The following is an 18,166-nucleotide window of genomic DNA, read 5'->3' on the forward strand; positions in this document are numbered from 1 at the left end:
AGAGGAACAGCATGGAAATGCACGCAGCGATTTCGGAAAAGACCCTGCCTGGAGATCAAGCCTTCGACGGCCGCCGGTTGTGGACCCTGGATGAGGCTCGGGCGCTCCACGACGCCCCTTTCAATGACCTTTTGTTTCAGGCGCAAACCGTTCACCGCCAGAATTTCGATCCCAACAAGGTCCAGTTGAGCCGGCTTCTCAGCATCAAGACAGGCGGATGCCCGGAGGATTGCGGCTATTGCAGCCAGTCGGCGCATCACGAAACCGGGTTGAAGGCGTCGAAGCTGATGGAGGTCAGGCGCGTCATCGCCGAGGCGACCAAGGCACGTGACGCCGGCGCCACCCGCTACTGCATGGGTGCTGCGTGGCGCAATCCCAAGGCGCGCGACATGGATGCGGTCGTGGCGATGGTCGAAGGTGTCAAGGCGCTGGGCATGGAGACCTGCATGACGCTCGGTATGCTCGATCTTGAGCAAGCCTCTCGTCTCAAACAGGCGGGCCTCGACTACTACAACCACAACATCGATACGTCGGAACGCTACTACAGCGAGGTCATCTCGACCCGTACGTTCGCCGACCGGCTGGATACACTCGCCAATGTCCGCGACAGCGGCATCAAGGTCTGCTGCGGCGGCATTGTCGGCATGGGCGAAGAGCCCGTGGACCGGATCGACATGCTGGTGACGCTGGCCAATCTGCCGGAGCATCCGGAAAGCGTTCCGATCAACATGCTGATCCCGATCGAGGGCACCCCGCTTGCCGAGGCTAAACCCATCGAGCCGATCGAATTCGTGCGCGTGATCGCGCTGGCGCGCATCATGATGCCGAAATCGCATGTTCGACTTTCGGCCGGCCGCACCGCCATGACCGACGAGATGCAGGCGCTGTGCTTCTTTGCCGGCGCCAACTCGATCTTCGTCGGCGACACGCTGCTGACGGCGGACAATCCCGGCGAGGACAAGGATACTCTGCTGTTCCGCCGCCTCGGCATCGCGCCGATGGAACGCGAGGCGCAATGAACGAAGCACTTCTCGCCCGGTATGACGCATCCTTGCGCGGACTGGCGCGCAAGGATCGCCTGCGGACGCTTGCGCCGCGCACTGGGCTCGACTTCTCGTCGAACGACTATCTCGGGCTTGCCGCCTCCAAAAGACTTGGCGAAGCGGTTGCGGCGGCGATTGCGCGGGGCACGCCGGTCGGCGCCACCGGGTCGCGATTGTTGCGCGGCAATGCACCGGAGCATGAGCAGTTGGAGGCAGACGCCGCGGCATTCTTCGGCGCCGAACGCGCGCTGTTCTTCGGCAGCGGCTACATCGCCAACTTCGCCCTGCTGACCGCGCTGCCGCAAAAGGGCGACCTGCTGGTCCTCGACGAACTCGCCCATGCCAGCATGCATGAGGGCGCGCAGGCCGGGCGCGCCGAGGCCAGGCTGGCCGCGCACAACGACGTCGACGCCGTCGAGGACGCGATCACAAGCTGGCGCGCCGAAGGCGGAATGGGGCGCGTCTGGATCGCGGTCGAAAGCCTCTACAGCATGGACGGCGACCGCGCGCCGCTGGAGAGCCTCGTCGCGCTTGCCGATCGGCACGAGGCCTTCATCCTCGTCGACGAGGCGCATGCCACAGGCGTCTGGGGACCGGACGGACGCGGCTTCGCCGCCGCCTTCGAGGGCCGCGACAACATCGTCGCGCTCCACACCTGCGGCAAGGCGCTTGGCGCGTCCGGCGCGCTCGTCACCGCTCCACGAGCGCTGTGCGACTATCTCGTCAACCGGTGCCGGCCATTCATCTACGCCACCGCGCCATCGCCGCTGATGGCGGTCGCTGCGCGTGAGGCGCTCACCATTCTGTCCGACGAGCCCATGCGTCGTGCTCAGTTGCACGGGCGTGTCGCCTTCGCCGGCCGGCAGTTGGCCGAGCGCTGTGGCGTGGCGCCGAGCGGCTCGCAGATCCAGCCATTTATCATCGGCGACGTCGGGCGCACCATGGCGGTGGCGGCGGCACTGCAGGCTCGCGGCTTCGATATACGCGGCATTCGTCCGCCGACCGTGCCCGAGGGCACGGCGCGCCTGCGCATCTCACTGACGCTCAATATCGGAGAAGCCGACATTTCCGCCATGGTCGAGGCGCTCGTCGAGGTGTTGGGCACAGAATGACCACGCGCATCGTCGTCACCGGAACAGACACCGGAATTGGCAAGACAGTATTTTCGGCCGGACTCGCCGGCCTGCTCGACTGCTTCTACTGGAAGCCGGTGCAATCGGGCCTCGACGGCGAGACCGACAGCGAGGTGGTTGCGCGGCTCGCTGGCCTGCCGTCGGGGCGCGTGCTGCCGGAAGCCTATCGCCTGCAGAGTCCGCTGTCGCCGCATCGTTCGGCCGAGATCGACGGCGTCTCGATCGAGGCGGCTGACCTGTCGGTGCCCGCCGTGCCGGGACCGCTCGTCATCGAGGGTGCGGGCGGGCTGATGGTGCCGCTCAACCGGCAGACAAGGTTCATCGACATATTCGAACAATGGCAGCTGCCGGTCATTCTGTGCGCCCGCACCGCGCTCGGCACCATCAACCACACTTTGCTGTCGATCGAGGTCCTGCGGGCGCGCTCCATCCCGCTCATCGGCATCGCCTTCATTGGCGACGAGGTAGCCGATACGCAGAGGACCATCGTGGAATTCGGCGGCGTGCCGCAACTCGGCAGGCTGCCGCACCTCGACCTGCTGACGTCTAAAACACTGAGGGACGCGATGACTGCCGGCTTCGACCTTGCTTCGATTACCGGAGGCGAATGATGTCGCAGTCCCGTGTATGGCATCCCTTCACCCAGCATGCGCTCGAGCCGGCGATCCCTGAAATCGTCTTGACCGAAGGCGCCTACCTCCACAAGGCCGACGGCTCCCGCATCCTGGACGCGATTTCCTCCTGGTGGGTCGTCACCCATGGCCATCGCCATCCTCGCATCATGAAGGCCATCGAGACAACCGCGTCGAGCCTAGACCAGATCATCTTCGCCGGCTTCACGCACGAGCCGGCAGAACGCCTGGCCGGGGCGCTTGTCAGCCTCGCTCCCGCCGGGCTCGATCGGGTGTTCTATTCCGACAGCGGCTCGACCGCCGTCGAAGTCGCGCTGAAGATGGCGCTCGGCTATTTCGGCAACATCGGCGCACCGCGCTCGCGCATCGTCGTCATGGAGCACAGCTATCATGGCGACACGATCGGCACGATGAGCGTCGGTGCCCGCGGTGTGTTCAACGCCGCCTATGAGCCTTTGCTGTTCGAGGTCGACACCATCCCCTTCCCGGCCGCCGGGCGCGAGCAGGAAACGCTGGATCGTTTCGAGGCCGTCAGCCGCGACCAGCGCGCCGCCGCGCTGATCGTCGAGCCGCTGGTGCTCGGCGCCGGCGGCATGCTGATGTATCCGGCCTGGGTTCTGACGGAATTGAAGAAGACCGCCGAAGCCTCCGGCACCTTGTTGATCGCCGACGAGGTGATGACCGGCTGGGGGCGCACCGGGACCATGTTTGCCTGCGAGCAGGCGTCCATCTCTCCGGACATATTGTGCACCTCGAAGGGGTTGACCGGTGGCGCCATCCCGCTGGCGGCCACGCTTGCCACCGACACCATCTTCCAGGCCCATTATTCGACGGACCGGAAGAAGACGTTTTTCCACTCGAGTTCCTACACCGCCAATCCGATTGCCTGCGCGGCCGGCCTCGCCAATGTCGAGATCTGGCGCGACGAGCCGGTGGCCCAGCGGATCGCGACCTTGAGCGCGATGCAGGCCGCCGGACTCCGGCGCTTTCGTGACAATCCGTTCTTTACCGACAGCCGGGTGACAGGCACGATCACGGCGCTCGATTTGCGCGCAGGCTCTGCCGGCTATCTGGCCGAGATCGGGCCGAAGCTGCGCGCTTTCTTCCTTGAGCGCGGCCTGCTCGTACGCCCACTCGGCAATGTCCTCTACCTTCTGCCGCCCTATTGCATCACCGGCGATGAGCTCGACCGGCTCTATGACGCCATCGAGGAGGCCGGCGAACGTTTCGGCTCAAAGTCATGAGCAGGTCGTCGCGCATTCTCGGGTTTGGCCATCATGCGCCTGGGCGCAAAGTGGCGAATGCCGAAATCGAGAACAATCTCGGGCTCGAACCTGGCTGGATCGAGCGGCGCACCGGAATTCGTTCGCGCTTCTGGGCAACGGGCGAAGACACGCTGTCGGGCATTGCCGCGCAAGCCGGCGACATGGCGCTAGCCAACGCCGGCATTGACCGCAGCGACATCGGTCTTCTGTTGCTCGCCACCTCGACGCCCGATCATCTCCTGCCACCGAGCGCGCCGCTGGTCGCACATCGGCTGGGACTGGGCCGTGCCGGTGCGATTGATCTCACCGGCGCTTGCGCCGGCTTCATCTACGCGCTGATGTTCGCCGACGGCTTCACCCGCCTGCAAGGTAAGGCGGCCCTTGTCATTGCCGCCAACATCCTCAGCCGCCGCATCAATCCGGCCGAGCGCGCCAGCTCGGTCCTCTTTGCCGATGCCGCCGGCGCCGTGGTGATTGGCCCATGCGAGGATGCTGATCGGGGGATTCTCGGCGCCTCCGTGGATTCGGATGGCTCGCGCTACGGGCTGATCCAGATCCCGGCGGGCGGAAGCAACATCCCGTTTCATGGCGGCCTGGATCTCGGACAAACCCGCATGACGATGACCGACGGCCGCGAAGTGTTCGCCAAGGCTGTCGAGATGATGACCGATTGCTCGATAAGCGCACTTGCCACTGCCGCAGTGCGATCACAGGACATCGGGCGGTTCGTTCCGCATCAGGCGAATGCTCGTATTTTCGATGCGGTCGGGCGAAACCTCGGCATTGCCGACCATGCGATCGTCAAGACGATCGCCGACTACGGCAACTCTTCCGCCGCGACGATCCCGCTGTCGCTGTCGCTGGCCAATCAGACGGAGCCGTTTCGGTCTGGCGAGAAAATCCTGCTGGCGGCGGCCGGTGCGGGTCTCAGCGGCGGTGCGCTCGTCGTCGGGGTTTAGCCAACTACCTAGCCGGTTGCAGGTATCGATATCCAATTGATGCTGCGCGGATATTTTGGTGGGCCCGGAGGGCATATTAAAGTCATTGATTTCATTGGGTTTTTCGTGGGCCAAAATTAGAAGTCTTCCCGTATCGTTCCGTATGGTCCCGCACAACCGCTGTGGTATTAAAATCAATTGCCCCATCCGAAATCAATTACCTCACGTCTTGGCGGCCTTGGGGTGGATGGCGCATCCAGCGCCACCCTCCAGGGGCCAGATCAAGGATCAGAAGAATCCCAGCGCTTTGGTCGAGTAGCTGACTAGTAGATTCTTTGTCTGCTGATAGTGGTCGAGCATCATCTTGTGGTTTTCCCGCCCGAACCCGGAAGCTTTGTAACCGCCGAAGGCTGCGTGGGCGGGATAGGCGTGGTAGCAATTGGTCCACACCCGCCCGGCCTGGATGCCGCGCCCTACCCTGTAGGCGTCGTTGCCGTTGCGCGACCAGACGCCGGCGCCCAGACCGTAGATGGTATCATTGCCGATACGGATCGCGTCCTCGACGGTCTTGAACGTCGTAACCGACAGCACCGGGCCAAAAATCTCTTCTTGGAATATCCGCATGCTGTTGTCGCCGCTGAACACGGTCGGTTTCAGAAAGTAGCCCTTGTCCAGGTCGCCACCGAGATGGGCGCGCTCGCCGCCAGTCAGGCATTTGGCGCCCTCCTGCTTGCCGATCTCGATATAGTCCAGGATCTTGGTCAATTGATCCTCGGAGGCTTGCGCACCCATCTGCGTCGCGGCATCGAGCGGATCGCCGACCTTGATCTTTGCAACGCGGGCCACCGCGCGCTCCATGAATTTGTCGAAGATCGATTCCTGGACGAGCGCCCGCGATGGGCAGGTGCAGACCTCGCCCTTGTTGAAAGCAAAAAGGGCAAAGCCTTCAAGCGCCTTGTCGAAGAATTCGTCGTCGGCATCCATCACGTCGGCCATGAAGATGTTCGGCGACTTGCCGCCCAATTCCATGGTCTGCGGAATCAGGTGCTCTGCCGCATACCCCATGATCTGCCTCCCCGTCGTCGTCTCGCCGGTGAACGACACCTTGGAAATGCGCGGATTGGCGGCGATCGCCCGCCCGACCGATCCGCCCGGGCCGGTGACAACGTTGAGCACGCCGGGCGGCAGGATGTCCGCGGTAAGATTGGCGAGGATCAAGAGCGTTAGCGGTGTGTTGGAGGCCGGTTTGATCACCGTGCAATTGCCGGCGGCAAGCGCCGGGGCAATCTTCCAGGCCGCCATCAGCAGCGGGAAGTTCCAGGGAATGATCTGGCCGACGACGCCCAGCGGCTCCTTGAAGTGATAGGCGACAGTGTCGTCGTCAATTGTGGAAATCGAGCCTTCGTCGGCACGGATACAACCAGCGAAGTACCGGAAATGATCGATGGCAAGTGGCACGTCGGCAGCCCGCGTCTCGCGGATCGGCTTGCCGTTGTCCAGCGTTTCGGCCAGCGCCAGCAACTCGAGATTCTCCTCCATGCGGTCGGCGACCTTGTTGAGCAGACGCGACCGCTCGGCAGGTGCCATGCGTGCCCAGCCGTCCTTGGCCTTGTAGGCCGCGTCGAGTGCCGCTTCGACGTCCGCAGGCGTCGACTTCGCCACCTCGACGAGGCGTTGGCCGTTGATCGGGCTGTAGTCGGTGAAGTACTGCCCGTCCAACGGCGCGACCCATTTCCCACCGATGAAGTTGCCGTAGCGGGCCGGAATGTTTCCCTTGGAGCGGACGAGTTCGAGGGCGTGCTGGGACATGGCAACTTCCTTGTCTTGAAGCCCGGGAACATCCCAGGGTCACGGAAACCCCAGCTTTACGCCCTGCCCCGATCCGCACATTGATTTCGGTCAAAGCCACCTTCCACCCCGATGCTTAGTCTGCCTTCATCGACAAAGGAGTTGGATCATGGTCAAGACGATGAAGGCCGCCGTCGTACGGGCATTCGGCAAGCCGCTTACGATCGAGGATGTGCCGGTGCCCGTACCGGGCCCAGGTGAACTGCTCGTCAAGGTTATCGCCTGCGGTGTTTGCCACACCGACCTGCATGCCGCCTCCGGCGACTGGCCGGTGAAGCCTGTGCCGCCCTTCATTCCCGGCCATGAAGTGGCGGGCGTCGTGGCTGCGCTCGGGCCGGGTGTGACAGATTTCAAGGAGGGCGATCCGGTCGGCGTAGCCTGGCTGCACGACGCCTGCCTGAGCTGCGAATATTGCGAGACCGGTTGGGAGACGCTGTGCGAGCATCAGCACGATACCGGCTATAGCTGCGATGGCGGCTTCGCCGAATATGTCATCGCATCGGCGGCCTTCACCGCGCGACTTCCGGCCGGCGTTGATTTCGCCCAGATAGCCCCGATCCTGTGCGCCGGCGTCACGACCTACAAGGGATTGAAGGAGACCGAGGCACGTCCGGGCGAATGGGTGGCGATCTCGGGCATCGGCGGCCTCGGCCATGTAGCGGTCCAGTATGCCAAGGCGATGGGCTTCAAGGTTGTGGCTCTCGACATCACGCCGGACAAGCTCGCTCTGGCACGAGCGACCGGAGCGGACGTCGCGATCGATGCTGGCTCACCAAACGCAGTGGCCGACGTCCTCAAGGCGACGGGCGGCGGCGCGCACGGCATTTTGGTGACGGCCGTATCGCCACCGGCTTTCTCCCAGGCCGTGCGCATGGTGCGCCGCAAGGGTACGGTCGCTCTTGTCGGTCTTCCGGCCGGAGAATTTCCGACCCCGATCTTCGACGTCGTGCTGAAGCGCATTACCTTGCGCGGATCAATCGTGGGTACACGACGCGATCTCGACGAGGCCATTGCCTTCGCGGCCGAGGGCAAGGTGCACGCTGAAATCACCAAGGTCCCGTTGAGCGACATCAACGCGGTCCTCGCGCGGCTCAAGGCGGGCAAGATCGAGGGCCGTGTGGTTCTGGACCTCACCGCGCCGATAGAGACGAGCGCTAGGAAGACCGAAGCTGCATATGCCTAACGACATCCGGCGGCGGCCGAGCATCTCGATTCAATCGAGGCTAGGCCGCCGGCACCGGGATTGATCTCGCACAAGGACCGGGGCATCAGCAGCGTCTACGTTCCCGCGCATGATCCTCAATCTGCTCATCGGCACCGTCGTCATCAGTCTGACGGTCCTGGTCCATACGTTTGGTCTGATCGCCGTTACTCATGCGATGGGATATCTCGTGGCCCGGTTTCGCATGCACGGGCGTCACAGCCGCACGGTCGCAATGATCAGCGTCGTGATGGGGCTCTTCGCCGTCATGACAACCGAGATCTGGCTCTGGGCCGGGCTGTACCGGCTGCTTGATATCTTCGCCGACTTCGAGACCGCGCTGTACTTCTCGACCATTACCTTTTCAACGGTCGGCTATGGCGACGTCGTACCCGCTCACGCATGGCGCGTCTTGGCGGCACTGGAGGGCGTGAACGGATTTCTGCTCATTGGGTGGTCGACGGCCTACCTGATCGCTGCGGGGACCCGAATCGGCCCGTTCAGGGCGGGGGAGCATTTCTGATTGCCGTTCAAACCACCACCGAATGCAAGGCCTCACCGACCGCGAGATGCAAGCTCGGTTTTCCGATCGTAGCCGCCAGCGAACGCCAATCCGGCTCCTTGATCATGATCAAAGATCGCCTTGGCGAGTGGACTATGCTTCCCGCCTGAAGGAGAACCACGATGCAGGACATCAAGGTCGATGAAGCGCTATGGGCGTCCAGCATGTTGCCTGAGGGCATTGTAGAGCGATGGTTCATCGCCAGCGGTGCCACAATCAAGGTTGGCGAGCGGATCGCGGAAGTTCGAATTGAAGACGCGCTGCACGAGATCGTCGCGCCAGTAAGCGGGCGAGCGACGATTGTTGCGGCAGCCAATGCCGTCATCGAACCCGGTTCGGTGCTCGCGACATTGGATGACAGGCTAAGGGCTGGCTGAGGACGCTCAACCCTGGCAGGAGATCGCACGATGCACATCCGCGCACTTTCTGCCCTGGAATGCACCAAGATGCTGACGGCCAATCGTGTGGCCCGCCTGGCGTGCGCCAAGGACGGGCAGCCGTATGTTGTGCCCGTGCACTATGCGTACGCCGACAATCATCTCTACGCGTTTTCCATGCCTGGCAAGAAGATCGACTGGATACGCGCCAACCCACTGGTGTCCGTCCAGGTCGACGAACGCGGTGAAGGGCGGGGCTGGAGAAGTGTGGTTGTTGATGGCCGCTACGAGGAATTGCCCGACCGGCTAGGCCACAAGCTCGAGCGCGACCATGCGTGGACGATGCTTAGCAAACACGCCGACTGGTGGGAGCCCGGCGCCCTCAAACCGGTGACGCCTCCGGTGTCGGACAGCACGCCGCACGTATTCTTCCGCATCCTCGTCGAGCAGGTGTCGGGCCGGGAAGCAAGCGAGTAGGCAGTTTTCAGTGCCTCAAAACATCGCCACTGTCGAAGAGCGACGGGCGGGTCGACGCAGATGTAGAAATCGCTCAGATACATCAATGCAGCGACTTTTGCCGTTGACGCTGAGGTCCAACAGCGTGATTCCTGACACCGGGATCAAGCACCATCGTTGGACGCCTCCCAATGTTCGATCTGGCCCTGCCAGTAGATGGTTTCCTTCCCGTCGATTTCCCAGGCGACCTCTCCGGCAAACGGAAGCCAAATATTGCCGTGACGACGATAGTCGGAGAAACGGCCGCGCCACGGAGTTGGCAGGACTGGTGCCGTAGCCGAACGCGGCCTATCGGGCGCAAAGGCACCGGCGATCCTCCCCTCGCCGTCGAGGGTGAGCGTGACTTCGGCTGCTGTCTCTCCCACGCCGGCGCTCACGGCCAGCCTGTCGGGACCGTCTTCACGCCAGCGCAGCGTGGTGTTGAGCAGAATAGCGTCGGGCGCCCAGGCAAGTTCGGCAAGGTATCGCATCAGCTCGCCGCGCATCAGCGCCGACGAGCGCTCGGCGCGGGCGACCGGGATGACCCCGAGCGCCATGACATCCAACCGCCCCTGGCCGCCCTGCAACGCATCGCGCACCGAGATCATACCGAAGGGACCAACCCGTGCCCGCCAATCGAAGGCACATTCGCCCGTGTCGATCGTTTGCGTTGCGGTAAATGACATCCAGGACGTGGCTCCAAGCCGCTGTTTCTCCGTCCTGTTTGCTTGAGCCTGACCGTCGTTCGGCGCATCTCGGGATTGACGCCGAGTCGCAAGGCCAGGTCATAGACAGCGGCAGGCAACCGTTGCCTGATCAGACGATCATCCTCAGCCATCATGCGGCCTTCCTCTATGTTGACGCATTGCTCCACTTCGCCAGCGTGGCCGCTATTCCGGCCACATAGAGGGTCCCGAAGATCAGCTTGTTGTGACGCGCAAGCCATTCCGGAAGATAGATGTCGAAGTTGTCGCGTCGATCGTCGGTGTAGCCCGCGGCAACGGATGTGAGAGGGCACTGCCATCCGTTCAGAACCAGCACGAGCACCTCCACCAGGACGACGCCGATCGACAGCGCCGCGTAGAAATAGTCGCCCCGCAAGGCGAACACCCAGATTGCGAGAATGCACGCGACGAAAAAAGCCCAGACGACAGTGTGAATGGCCTTGATTGTCACGAGCCGCATCGGCGATGAGCTCTGAACGGGACCGTTCAAGATATGATTACACTTTCTGCTGGCCGGCGCGCCGAGAAGGGGAGCGCGGCTCCGTAGCCGAAGCGCATGACGAGGTCGGGACGTCGCCCGGGCAAGCCGACAAGGTTCGCCAGTTCCGGCCGCAGGCCAGCGACTTCAACGGGCTGATTGATGAAGGCGTGCTTGAGGCCGAGTGCGGTGGCCTGCAAAGCGAAACGCTGGCAGGCGCGGCCTGCCAGGACCCAATGTTCGGGGTCTTCCTTCTGAGCGACGAACACGGCGACGCCCGCCGAAGAGGCGAGCTGTCGTGCGTATTTTTCGTTCTCGGCTTTGGCTTTGAAAACGAGATCGAACATAACCGGACCAAGCCATGCCGGAAGGGCGGCGTTGCCGCTAGATGCGCTGAAGAGACCGTCACCGGTCGCGATCGCTTGCCGGGGGCTGAAGCGCAGCCAGCTCTTCAGTTCCTGGACGAACGCGGCGTCGGCGATCTGCGCATTGTTGCCCGCGACGACCAGGTCGCGCACGCGCTCGATCTGTGGCCGATCCGTGATAAGAACCAGATCGACGCCCGGCACGGCCGCTGCAGCGGAGAGCGTCTGCAAGTCGCGGCGGCTGACCGCTTTGCCGTCATAGTCGCCACGCGTCGATTGCCGCTTCGGGATCGCATCGAACATCGCCGGTTCGACAGGCGACCCGCTCCCGAACGCGAACGTCACGGCACCGTCATTCGCCGGGCTGAAACTAAGTTCGCCCGGCTTTCCGCGCGCGCTGCCAGCGATAGCCAGGTTTTCCGCCGCGCAACCGAGGCTGGCGAACAGATGATGATTGTCCGGATCAACGACCGCGGTCTGTCGCGCCATGTCGGGCAGGATTTCTATCCCGACATCACTGATCTTGATCTGCCAAGGCTGGGTGTTGTGGCTGTTCGCCGCCAGCGTCGCGTAGCGGATCAAGTCGCTCGTCCCAGGCGCCTGCGCCAATGCCGAGCGGGTCGCGGCCACGGAGGCGTTGTATTCCTCCATCGAACCCATGTTTCGGAGCCCAAAATAAGTTGCTGCGGCGCCGGCGACCATCAGGGCGCCTCCGCCAACCAGATATTGCCGCCTGTTCATCGCTTTTGGCCGATCTGTCTTCGACAATTGCGAAGCGCACTGGGACGATACCCGAAGAGCGGTTCGCAGTGGATGCATCTGGGGCTGTGCCGCGCATGCGCCATGTCGGCTGCTGCAACGACTCGAACGTATAGATTACTCGCACAGGGAGCGGAGCGCTTCAGACTTGCGGATTTCCAGGGTTCGAAGTCCGTGAAATTTGAGGACACCCTTGTCGCGCAATCTCGATAACACGCGCGATACCGTTTCGATCGTAAGGCCGAGGTAGTCGCCGATATCCTGGCGGGACATCGGCAGTTCGATCTGGTCGAGATCTCCCTGTCGTGCGGCCATGTCGACCAGGAAAGCAGCGATGCGTTCGATCGCCGTCTGCCGGCCGACAACCAGCAAATGTTCCTGGGCCCGCACCATGCAACGAAGGGCTAGCGGCAAAAGTTCCCGCGATCTGTCCAGGCCGGCCACCGGGCGGAATGTCCGCAGTCCTGTCGTGACGATGGCCTCGGCAAAGAAATGGTGGGTAAGGTCGGCTTCAAAGCCGAACGTCTCTCCCGCCAGATGGAAGGCCGTGATCTGCCTGCGCCCATCAGCCAGCAGCCGGTAGATGCGGACCGCGCCGAACTCGATCTGGTAGTGGGAAGCGACCTTTTCGCCCTGTGCGTAGATCTCCGAGCCTGCGTGGAAGAACGAGAGCGGCACCGGCCGGCCATCATTCGACACGTCCGGTCGCGGGACGAGGGCGGTCAGGATTTCGAAGGGCACCCGAGTGTCGACGATGGCGTTCATGGCTGTTCCCTTAATTTCGGTGGAATAGCCATCGCGCGGAATGCCGGTCTGCGAAATTGGGTTATGTCCTAAGGGATTCTACGTAGTCAGCGAGGTGGCTGGCTTAGTCAGCCAGGACGTGGCGGGCCGAAAAGGCCTGCACCATATCGATCAGATCGTTCCCCTCGATCGGTTTGGTCAGGACGGCGAACCCCTCGGTGCCGGTTGGATCGACGTCTTCGACGAGCAGGATCACCCGCCCGGCAAAACCGGCAAGCGGCTGGCGCCCAGCTGGGCTGAGCCGGATCGCACTTTCATCGACGATGATGCAGGGCCCGCTTCGGCATAGCCGAACTGCCGAACCGCGGCGGCATTGAATGAAACGATCGTGCCGTCCTTTTCGATGACGACGGTCGCGTCGGTCACTGTATCGAGAATGGAGCGAAGATGGGCCTCGCGGCCCCCCAGCGCGCTCTCAGCCCGGTCGATTGCCTTGCTAGCGTGGTGCAGCATTTCGCCCATCCAGGCGATTGCCAGGCCGACAGCGGCGAAGACGACGAATTCAACCGGATTGTGGGCGAGATCGGACTGAAGATTGTCCAGCCAGAACGCTCCGCCCAACGAAAGCGCCACGGACAACAGTCCAGGCCAGATGCCGCCGGCGATCGATGCGACGAGGATGGCCGGCGTGAAGAGGGTAAAAGTCGCCCGGTCTTCGAGCAGTCCTTCCAGCAGAAGCCGGACAAGGACAGCGGCTGCGACGATGAAAATCGCCAGCAAATAGCCATTGCGTCCCTCGAAGCGGCGAGACGGCACCGCTTGCAGGAGAGGTCCTTTGATGCCGGTAATGTCCCGCGCTGGCATGAAATTCGTTACCGCTGAGCTGAAAGGATACTGCCAAGCTCAGCCAAACTAACTGAACGTCTTTCATTTAGGGCATTTTTTCCATCCGTCCCGAACAGAATGAAAAGAAGCGCAGGCCGCGCGATGCAAGCGAGCCGGCCAAGGCTCCTCACCAGCGCCAGATCGCCACGTCGTATCCAGATATTTCGTGTGCCGGTTTGCGCCAGCGCAAACCGCAACGCCGTCCCGCACGGTACAAGGGCGCAACGGCAAACGCCGTGATCAACCCAGAAAGGACTATCCCATGAAACTGCCCCTGATCGCCGCGGCCATCGCATTGTTGGCCTTGGCCGGCGCGGCAAGCGCTGAAGAACACGTCGTCCAGATGCTCAACAAGGGCGAGAAGGGTTCGATGGTCTTCCAGCCCGCCTACATCAAAGCGGTGCCCGGCGACACGATCAAGTTCGTGCCCACCGACAAGTCCCACAATGCCGAGACCATCAAGGGAATGATGCCGGACGGCGCTGAAGCCTTCAAGGGAAAGGCAAGCGAGGAGATCACCGTGACCATGACCCAGGAAGGCGTTTATGGCGTGAAATGCGCCCCGCATTACGGCATGGGCATGGTGGCGCTGATCGTCGTCGGCAAGCCTGTGAACCTCGATGCGGCACAAGCCGTCAAACAGACCGGCAAGGCCAAAACGGTGTTCGCGGAGCTGTTCGGCGAGGCGACCAAGGCCGCCTCCAACTGACATCTCGATGATGGATACCCTCCGGTTGGCGATAGCCGGAGGGAAACGGCCGGACGGACCAGACGGGGAGGTCCAGTCCGGCCTATTTCATATGGAGCGCTCCGAAACACGATCCGCGCCACTCCGCAGTTCCACAAGTCGCATTGAAATGAATTGCGGTTTGCGCCAGCGCAAAGACGGCTCCCCCAAGCAGGCTATTCTCCGGTCATCAAATGGTCGACGCACAAGGAGATTGAAATGCTTACGCGACGTGAAGCTCTGTTGGGATCTGTCCTTACCGCCGCCGCGGTGGCGACGATCGGCGCAATGCCGGCTGTGGCCAGCGCCAAGGACGTGGCCGGACTGCCGCGCGAAAAGGTCACCCTCGTCGCGCCACCCTTCGTCCACGCGCACGACCAGGTGGCCAAGGACGGCCCGAAAGTCGTCGAGTTCACGATGACGATTGAGGAAAAGCCCGTCGTCATCGACGCCGATGGAACGCAGCTCAACGCGATGACCTACAATGGCTCGATCCCCGGTCCCTTGATGGTTGTCCATGAAGGCGACTATCTCGAGCTCACCCTCATCAATCCCGACACCAATACGCTTGCGCACAACATCGACTTCCACGCTGCCACAGGGGCGCTCGGCGGCGGAGCACTGACACTGGTCAACCCTGGCGAGCAGGCAACGCTGCGCTTCAAGGCAACGCGCACCGGGACGTTCGTCTACCACTGCGCGCCCGGCGGACCGATGATCCCGTGGCACGTCGTGTCTGGCATGAGCGGTGCGGTAATGGTGCTGCCGCGTGACGGCCTGCGCGACGACAAGGGCAAACCCATCCGTTACGACCACATCTACTATATCGGCGAAAACGACTTTTACATCCCGCGCGACGAGCAGGGAAAATTCAAGAAATACGAGACGGCCGGCGACAACTATGACGATACCGTCAAGGTCATGCGCGCATTGATCCCGACTCACGTCGTGTTCAATGGCAAGGCCGGATCGCTGACCGGCGAGAATGCGATGAAGGCGAAGGTCGGCGAGACTGTCCTGATCGTCCATTCGCAGGCCAATCGCGATACGCGGCCGCATCTGATCGGTGGTCATGGCGACTATGTCTGGGAACAGGGCAAGTTCGCCAACCCTCCGGCAAAGGACCTGGAAACCTGGTTCATCCGCGGCGGCTCGGCCGGCTCGGCCCTCTATACGTTCCTGCAGCCGGGCGTCTACGCCTATGTGAACCACAATCTGATCGAGGCCGTGGAACTCGGCGCGACTGCACATTTTACGGTCGATGGAACCTGGAATGACGACCTGATGACACAGGTCGAAGCCCCAAGGGCCATAGCGACGCAGTGACGAGGGTCTGATCCTGAACATCGACGCGACCTTGCGCCCTCTGCGCAAGGTCGCGTGCGCTCCCGGACGAAATGCCATGTCCTTCAACCCTCTCGTAGCTCTCGGAAGTATCGCGGCTGCCGCGCTGATCGTCACGGGCGCGACCAGTGCCGTAGACCGATTCTCCGCGGCCGGCCGGCTCGTTGCGAGCCCCGAACTCGTGACCCTCGCGCCCGGATCGTTCGACCATCCTCAGCCGGGTGAATTCCTTGGGAAGGGCCACCCTGTCGCCGCGCCGCGTATCCTGGCGACGGTCGGTTCACCGCTGAAAATCATGAAATACCAGGTGACTGCCGCGGAATACGGACGGTGCGTGACATCAGGCAACTGCAAGGCATCGGATACTCCGGGCAGTGGCCATTTTCCGGTCACCGGCGTGAGCCATATCGACGCCGAAGCCTATGCGGCCTGGCTGTCGGCCCAGACGGGCGCGACATGGCGGCTGCCGACCGACACGGAATGGGCCTATGCCGCCGGCGAACGGTTCCGCGGTGACATCGAGGGCGGCGCCGACGACCCCAACAACCCGGCGCTGCGCTGGCTCGCCCAGTATCGCACCGAGGCTTCGCTCGGACGGAAATCCGATCCCGAGCCAAGGTTTCAAGGGGCCTTTGGCACCAACTCAAAAGGGTTGGCGGACGTTGCGGGCAATGTCTGGGAATGGACATCGACCTGCTACGTCCATGCGACGATAGCCGCCGACGGCACCAGCATTGTGAGTTCAGTCGACAATTGCGGGGTGCACGTCGTGGAAGGTTTCCACCGCACCTACATGTCGAACTTCATCCGCGACGGGAAAAGTGGCGGCTGCGCTGTCGGCACGCCGCCCGACAATCTGGGTTTCCGCCTTGTCCGCGAACGTCTCAACGTCCTAAGGGCTGCCTTGCGGCGACTGGGATTTTCCTGACCCGAAAGGATCGACATGAGCTCATCGGCCATCGAACAGCCGCGACCGGCTGCCGAGCAGCCTCTGGCCGATCCGGGCGTTGACAGGGCGAGCATTGGCGCGCTGGTCCGCGCGTTCTATTCCAGGCTGCGGCAAAACCAACGGCTCGGGCCAATTTTTGCGCGCGAGATCACCGGCGACTGGGAACCGCATCTTGAGAAAATGACCGACTTCTGGTGTTCCGTCATTCTCAAGACCGGCGACTATCACGGACGCCCGGTGCCTGCGCATCTGAAACTTAGGGATGTGACCGAGGCCGATTTCGACATCTGGCTGGACCTGTTCGGCGAAACCGCGGCGGCGCACTTTGCCCCGCAAACGGCTGCGGTATTTGTCGACCGCGCTGAGCGGATTGCGAAAAGCCTGAAGCTGGCGATGTTCTTTCGCCTTCCGCTTGCCGGTTCACCGGAGGGCAACACTGCTGCAGGCGGCTGAACTGGAGCTCGTCCGTCGCTCCCGTCAGGCCGGCCGCCCGAAAGCTGCACTCCCTTTTCCGGGTGCAATCAGCCTCGTTTTTGCGCCAGATCAAATTGCCTGCGGCCATGCGACACCCGAGCGACGATTTCGCCCTGACGGGCATCTGAGGTGGCTGCATATGCTCGCTCAACTGACATCCGGCGAACGCCAGCTTTCCATCGTGGTGCTGATCCTGCTGACCATGGTCGGGTTGGCCATGGCGGCGCCTAGTCGCGGCGATCCGATCGGCGTGCATGGCTTCATCGTCGTTGTGGCACGCCTTGCGATGCTCTTTGTTATGCTTTCGGCGCTCTATGCCCCCGAGCCCTCCGCCGAATGCCTGGATCGCTATTATGACGACCCGAGCAAGGTGGGCGTCATCCTCACCATGATCTGGGCCATGGTCGGCACGTTCATCGGCGTCTGGGTGGCAAGCCTGCTGGCCTGGCCCGATCTGACCTTCGACGCGGCCTGGGCAAGTTTTGGCCGCTTGCGGCCGGTTGGTGCTGGCCGGGGTCACGGTCATGATAGGCGAGCATTTCGGATTCCGGCTTCGAACCGAAGAGCGATCGGGCAAAGCCTATCCAGTCGATCTCCGCTTCAGCGAAAGCGAGTTCTAAGCGCCAGCCGCCTTGCAGCAGGCGCCCGCCACTAGTCGCCGTCGATTGCCGCGGAACGTCACGGCGAAACCGAAAGCCTTTGCGGCAAGAGAGCGTCGGATCATCTTTGCATTCTGACCAAATGAAGAATTGTGCAATCAGGATCACCACGGTCCAGCTTCGCATTGGGGCGCAATCTCGCTCCAACGATTGAGACCCTCGCCATCGTCCCACGCCAGCGCAGGTACGGCCCCAACGACATGGCGCCACTCAGGGGATGGGCGCCGCGCGGCGAGAGAATCAAAGCCATGGTGCCGCACGGCCATTGGAAGACCATGACCTTCTTGGCGGCACTGCGCCACGACCGCGTCGAAGCACCGTGGCTGATCGACGGGCCGATCAACGGCGAGCGTTTCCAGCTCTATGTCGACAAGGTTCTCGTCCCCACCCTCGAACCCGGCGACATCGTCATCATGGACAATCTCGGCTCGCATAAAGGCAAGGCCGTGCGCCGCGCCATCCGCTCGGCCGGCGCCAGGCTGTTCTTGCTGCCCAAATACTCGCCTGACCTGAACCCCATCGAGAAGCTCTTTGCAAAGCTAAAGCATTGGCTCCGTAAGGCT

The 18,166-nt window shown here is 62.6% G+C and carries 20 protein-coding genes and 2 pseudogenes; 15 read left to right on the top strand and 7 right to left on the bottom strand.

Annotation, left to right across the window (positions count from 1 at the left end; translation table 11 throughout):
* Nucleotides 1–17: 17 nt before the first annotated feature.
* Genes bioB through AC1DXN_RS19490 form a run of 5 tightly spaced genes read left to right on the top strand, consistent with a single transcriptional unit; the run spans nucleotide 18 to nucleotide 5,032 of the window.
* Nucleotides 18–1,019, top strand: a complete 1,002-nt coding sequence (gene bioB, locus AC1DXN_RS19470; RefSeq protein ID WP_477275401.1) for a biotin synthase BioB — start codon at nucleotides 18–20, stop codon at nucleotides 1,017–1,019.
* Nucleotides 1,016–2,155: an 8-amino-7-oxononanoate synthase gene (locus tag AC1DXN_RS19475; RefSeq protein ID WP_477275347.1), complete on the top strand. Its 1,140-nt coding sequence runs from the start codon at nucleotides 1,016–1,018 to the stop codon at nucleotides 2,153–2,155. The genes bioB and AC1DXN_RS19475 overlap by 4 nt, the downstream gene beginning before the upstream one ends.
* On the top strand, nucleotides 2,152–2,787 hold the full coding sequence (bioD, locus tag AC1DXN_RS19480; RefSeq protein ID WP_477275349.1) for a dethiobiotin synthase: 636 nt from the start codon (nucleotides 2,152–2,154) through the stop codon (nucleotides 2,785–2,787). Before AC1DXN_RS19475 ends, bioD begins: the two co-directional genes overlap by 4 nt.
* The gene (locus AC1DXN_RS19485; protein ID WP_477275351.1) at nucleotides 2,787–4,052 is read left to right on the top strand and encodes an adenosylmethionine--8-amino-7-oxononanoate transaminase; all 1,266 of its coding nucleotides are present in this window, start codon (nucleotides 2,787–2,789) and stop codon (nucleotides 4,050–4,052) included. Before bioD ends, AC1DXN_RS19485 begins: the two co-directional genes overlap by 1 nt.
* Nucleotides 4,049–5,032: a beta-ketoacyl-ACP synthase III gene (locus AC1DXN_RS19490; protein ID WP_477275353.1), complete on the top strand. Its 984-nt coding sequence runs from the start codon at nucleotides 4,049–4,051 to the stop codon at nucleotides 5,030–5,032. Before AC1DXN_RS19485 ends, AC1DXN_RS19490 begins: the two co-directional genes overlap by 4 nt.
* A gap of 267 nt (nucleotides 5,033–5,299) precedes the next feature.
* On the opposite strand, the gene AC1DXN_RS19495 is transcribed toward AC1DXN_RS19490, so the two are convergent.
* The gene (locus AC1DXN_RS19495) at nucleotides 5,300–6,820 is read right to left on the bottom strand and encodes an aldehyde dehydrogenase family protein (protein ID WP_477275355.1); all 1,521 of its coding nucleotides are present in this window, start codon (nucleotides 6,818–6,820) and stop codon (nucleotides 5,300–5,302) included.
* Nucleotides 6,821–6,968: 148 nt separating this feature from the next.
* Here AC1DXN_RS19495 and adhP point away from each other — a divergent pair, with 148 nt between their 5' ends.
* The 4 genes from adhP (at nucleotide 6,969) to AC1DXN_RS19515 (ending at nucleotide 9,476) form a co-directional block, all read left to right on the top strand.
* The gene (adhP, locus tag AC1DXN_RS19500) at nucleotides 6,969–8,042 is read left to right on the top strand and encodes an alcohol dehydrogenase AdhP (RefSeq protein ID WP_477275356.1); all 1,074 of its coding nucleotides are present in this window, start codon (nucleotides 6,969–6,971) and stop codon (nucleotides 8,040–8,042) included.
* A 109-nt stretch (nucleotides 8,043–8,151) separates the two neighbouring features.
* Nucleotides 8,152–8,583 carry a potassium channel family protein gene (locus AC1DXN_RS19505; RefSeq protein WP_477275358.1) on the top strand — a complete coding sequence of 144 codons (432 nt, stop codon included), beginning with the start codon at nucleotides 8,152–8,154 and terminating at the stop codon, nucleotides 8,581–8,583.
* 161 nt (nucleotides 8,584–8,744) lie between these two features.
* Nucleotides 8,745–8,999 carry a lipoyl domain-containing protein gene (locus AC1DXN_RS19510; protein WP_477275360.1) on the top strand — a complete coding sequence of 85 codons (255 nt, stop codon included), beginning with the start codon at nucleotides 8,745–8,747 and terminating at the stop codon, nucleotides 8,997–8,999.
* 30 nt (nucleotides 9,000–9,029) lie between these two features.
* Nucleotides 9,030–9,476 (top strand): pyridoxamine 5'-phosphate oxidase family protein, encoded by a 447-nt coding sequence (locus tag AC1DXN_RS19515; protein ID WP_477275362.1) that lies wholly within the window; start codon nucleotides 9,030–9,032, stop codon nucleotides 9,474–9,476.
* A gap of 143 nt (nucleotides 9,477–9,619) precedes the next feature.
* Here the strand turns inward: AC1DXN_RS19515 and AC1DXN_RS19520 are convergent.
* The 6 genes and pseudogenes from AC1DXN_RS19520 to AC1DXN_RS19545 all read right to left on the bottom strand — a co-directional run.
* Nucleotides 9,620–10,207: pseudogene (locus tag AC1DXN_RS19520) on the bottom strand (DUF6920 family protein); the annotation flags it as partial.
* A gap of 139 nt (nucleotides 10,208–10,346) precedes the next feature.
* Nucleotides 10,347–10,679, bottom strand: a complete 333-nt coding sequence (locus AC1DXN_RS19525; RefSeq protein ID WP_477275364.1) for a hypothetical protein — start codon at nucleotides 10,677–10,679, stop codon at nucleotides 10,347–10,349.
* A gap of 26 nt (nucleotides 10,680–10,705) precedes the next feature.
* Nucleotides 10,706–11,764, bottom strand: coding sequence for an Acg family FMN-binding oxidoreductase (locus tag AC1DXN_RS19530; RefSeq protein WP_477275366.1), 1,059 nt, complete (start codon nucleotides 11,762–11,764; stop codon nucleotides 10,706–10,708).
* 174 nt (nucleotides 11,765–11,938) lie between these two features.
* Entirely contained in the window at nucleotides 11,939–12,586 is a 648-nt protein-coding gene (locus AC1DXN_RS19535) for a helix-turn-helix domain-containing protein (protein ID WP_477275368.1), read from the bottom strand.
* Between the two features lie 103 nt (nucleotides 12,587–12,689).
* Complete coding sequence (locus tag AC1DXN_RS19540; RefSeq protein ID WP_477275370.1) at nucleotides 12,690–12,821, bottom strand: hypothetical protein; 132 nt, start codon at nucleotides 12,819–12,821, stop codon at nucleotides 12,690–12,692.
* Nucleotides 12,818–13,429, bottom strand: a complete 612-nt coding sequence (locus tag AC1DXN_RS19545; RefSeq protein WP_477275372.1) for a DUF4118 domain-containing protein — start codon at nucleotides 13,427–13,429, stop codon at nucleotides 12,818–12,820. The genes AC1DXN_RS19540 and AC1DXN_RS19545 overlap by 4 nt, the downstream gene beginning before the upstream one ends.
* Before the next feature lie 283 nt (nucleotides 13,430–13,712).
* Between AC1DXN_RS19545 and AC1DXN_RS19550 the strand changes: the two genes are divergently transcribed.
* The 6 genes and pseudogenes from AC1DXN_RS19550 to AC1DXN_RS19575 all read left to right on the top strand — a co-directional run.
* The gene (locus tag AC1DXN_RS19550) at nucleotides 13,713–14,159 is read left to right on the top strand and encodes a pseudoazurin (protein WP_477241110.1); all 447 of its coding nucleotides are present in this window, start codon (nucleotides 13,713–13,715) and stop codon (nucleotides 14,157–14,159) included.
* Between the two features lie 237 nt (nucleotides 14,160–14,396).
* Complete coding sequence (gene nirK, locus AC1DXN_RS19555) at nucleotides 14,397–15,503, top strand: copper-containing nitrite reductase (RefSeq protein ID WP_477275374.1); 1,107 nt, start codon at nucleotides 14,397–14,399, stop codon at nucleotides 15,501–15,503.
* A gap of 76 nt (nucleotides 15,504–15,579) precedes the next feature.
* Nucleotides 15,580–16,449, top strand: coding sequence for an SUMF1/EgtB/PvdO family nonheme iron enzyme (locus AC1DXN_RS19560; protein ID WP_477275376.1), 870 nt, complete (start codon nucleotides 15,580–15,582; stop codon nucleotides 16,447–16,449).
* A 15-nt stretch (nucleotides 16,450–16,464) separates the two neighbouring features.
* Nucleotides 16,465–16,923, top strand: coding sequence for a group III truncated hemoglobin (locus AC1DXN_RS19565; protein ID WP_477275378.1), 459 nt, complete (start codon nucleotides 16,465–16,467; stop codon nucleotides 16,921–16,923).
* The gene (locus AC1DXN_RS19570; RefSeq protein ID WP_477421627.1) at nucleotides 16,883–17,599 is read left to right on the top strand and encodes a hypothetical protein; all 717 of its coding nucleotides are present in this window, start codon (nucleotides 16,883–16,885) and stop codon (nucleotides 17,597–17,599) included. Before AC1DXN_RS19565 ends, AC1DXN_RS19570 begins: the two co-directional genes overlap by 41 nt.
* A gap of 201 nt (nucleotides 17,600–17,800) precedes the next feature.
* Nucleotides 17,801–18,166, top strand: a pseudogene (locus tag AC1DXN_RS19575) (IS630 family transposase); the annotation flags it as partial.

It is taken from the genome of Mesorhizobium sp. P2_H9 (assembly GCF_056403215.1).

Bases quoted from the DNA above. Each gene is read 5' to 3' on its own strand.
- bioB (WP_477275401.1), top strand. From the start codon at position 18: ATGCACGCAGCGATTTCGGAAAAGACCCTGCCTGGAGATCAAGCCTTC.
- AC1DXN_RS19475 (WP_477275347.1), top strand. From the start codon at position 1,016: ATGAACGAAGCACTTCTCGCCCGGTATGACGCATCCTTGCGCGGACTG.
- bioD (WP_477275349.1), top strand. From the start codon at position 2,152: ATGACCACGCGCATCGTCGTCACCGGAACAGACACCGGAATTGGCAAG.
- AC1DXN_RS19485 (WP_477275351.1), top strand. From the start codon at position 2,787: ATGTCGCAGTCCCGTGTATGGCATCCCTTCACCCAGCATGCGCTCGAG.
- AC1DXN_RS19490 (WP_477275353.1), top strand. From the start codon at position 4,049: ATGAGCAGGTCGTCGCGCATTCTCGGGTTTGGCCATCATGCGCCTGGG.
- AC1DXN_RS19495 (WP_477275355.1), bottom strand. From the start codon at position 6,820: ATGTCCCAGCACGCCCTCGAACTCGTCCGCTCCAAGGGAAACATTCCG.
- adhP (WP_477275356.1), top strand. From the start codon at position 6,969: ATGGTCAAGACGATGAAGGCCGCCGTCGTACGGGCATTCGGCAAGCCG.
- AC1DXN_RS19505 (WP_477275358.1), top strand. From the start codon at position 8,152: ATGATCCTCAATCTGCTCATCGGCACCGTCGTCATCAGTCTGACGGTC.
- AC1DXN_RS19510 (WP_477275360.1), top strand. From the start codon at position 8,745: ATGCAGGACATCAAGGTCGATGAAGCGCTATGGGCGTCCAGCATGTTG.
- AC1DXN_RS19515 (WP_477275362.1), top strand. From the start codon at position 9,030: ATGCACATCCGCGCACTTTCTGCCCTGGAATGCACCAAGATGCTGACG.
- AC1DXN_RS19525 (WP_477275364.1), bottom strand. From the start codon at position 10,679: ATGCGGCTCGTGACAATCAAGGCCATTCACACTGTCGTCTGGGCTTTT.
- AC1DXN_RS19530 (WP_477275366.1), bottom strand. From the start codon at position 11,764: ATGGTCGCCGGCGCCGCAGCAACTTATTTTGGGCTCCGAAACATGGGT.
- AC1DXN_RS19535 (WP_477275368.1), bottom strand. From the start codon at position 12,586: ATGAACGCCATCGTCGACACTCGGGTGCCCTTCGAAATCCTGACCGCC.
- AC1DXN_RS19545 (WP_477275372.1), bottom strand. From the start codon at position 13,429: ATGCCAGCGCGGGACATTACCGGCATCAAAGGACCTCTCCTGCAAGCG.
- AC1DXN_RS19550 (WP_477241110.1), top strand. From the start codon at position 13,713: ATGAAACTGCCCCTGATCGCCGCGGCCATCGCATTGTTGGCCTTGGCC.
- nirK (WP_477275374.1), top strand. From the start codon at position 14,397: ATGCTTACGCGACGTGAAGCTCTGTTGGGATCTGTCCTTACCGCCGCC.
- AC1DXN_RS19560 (WP_477275376.1), top strand. From the start codon at position 15,580: ATGTCCTTCAACCCTCTCGTAGCTCTCGGAAGTATCGCGGCTGCCGCG.
- AC1DXN_RS19565 (WP_477275378.1), top strand. From the start codon at position 16,465: ATGAGCTCATCGGCCATCGAACAGCCGCGACCGGCTGCCGAGCAGCCT.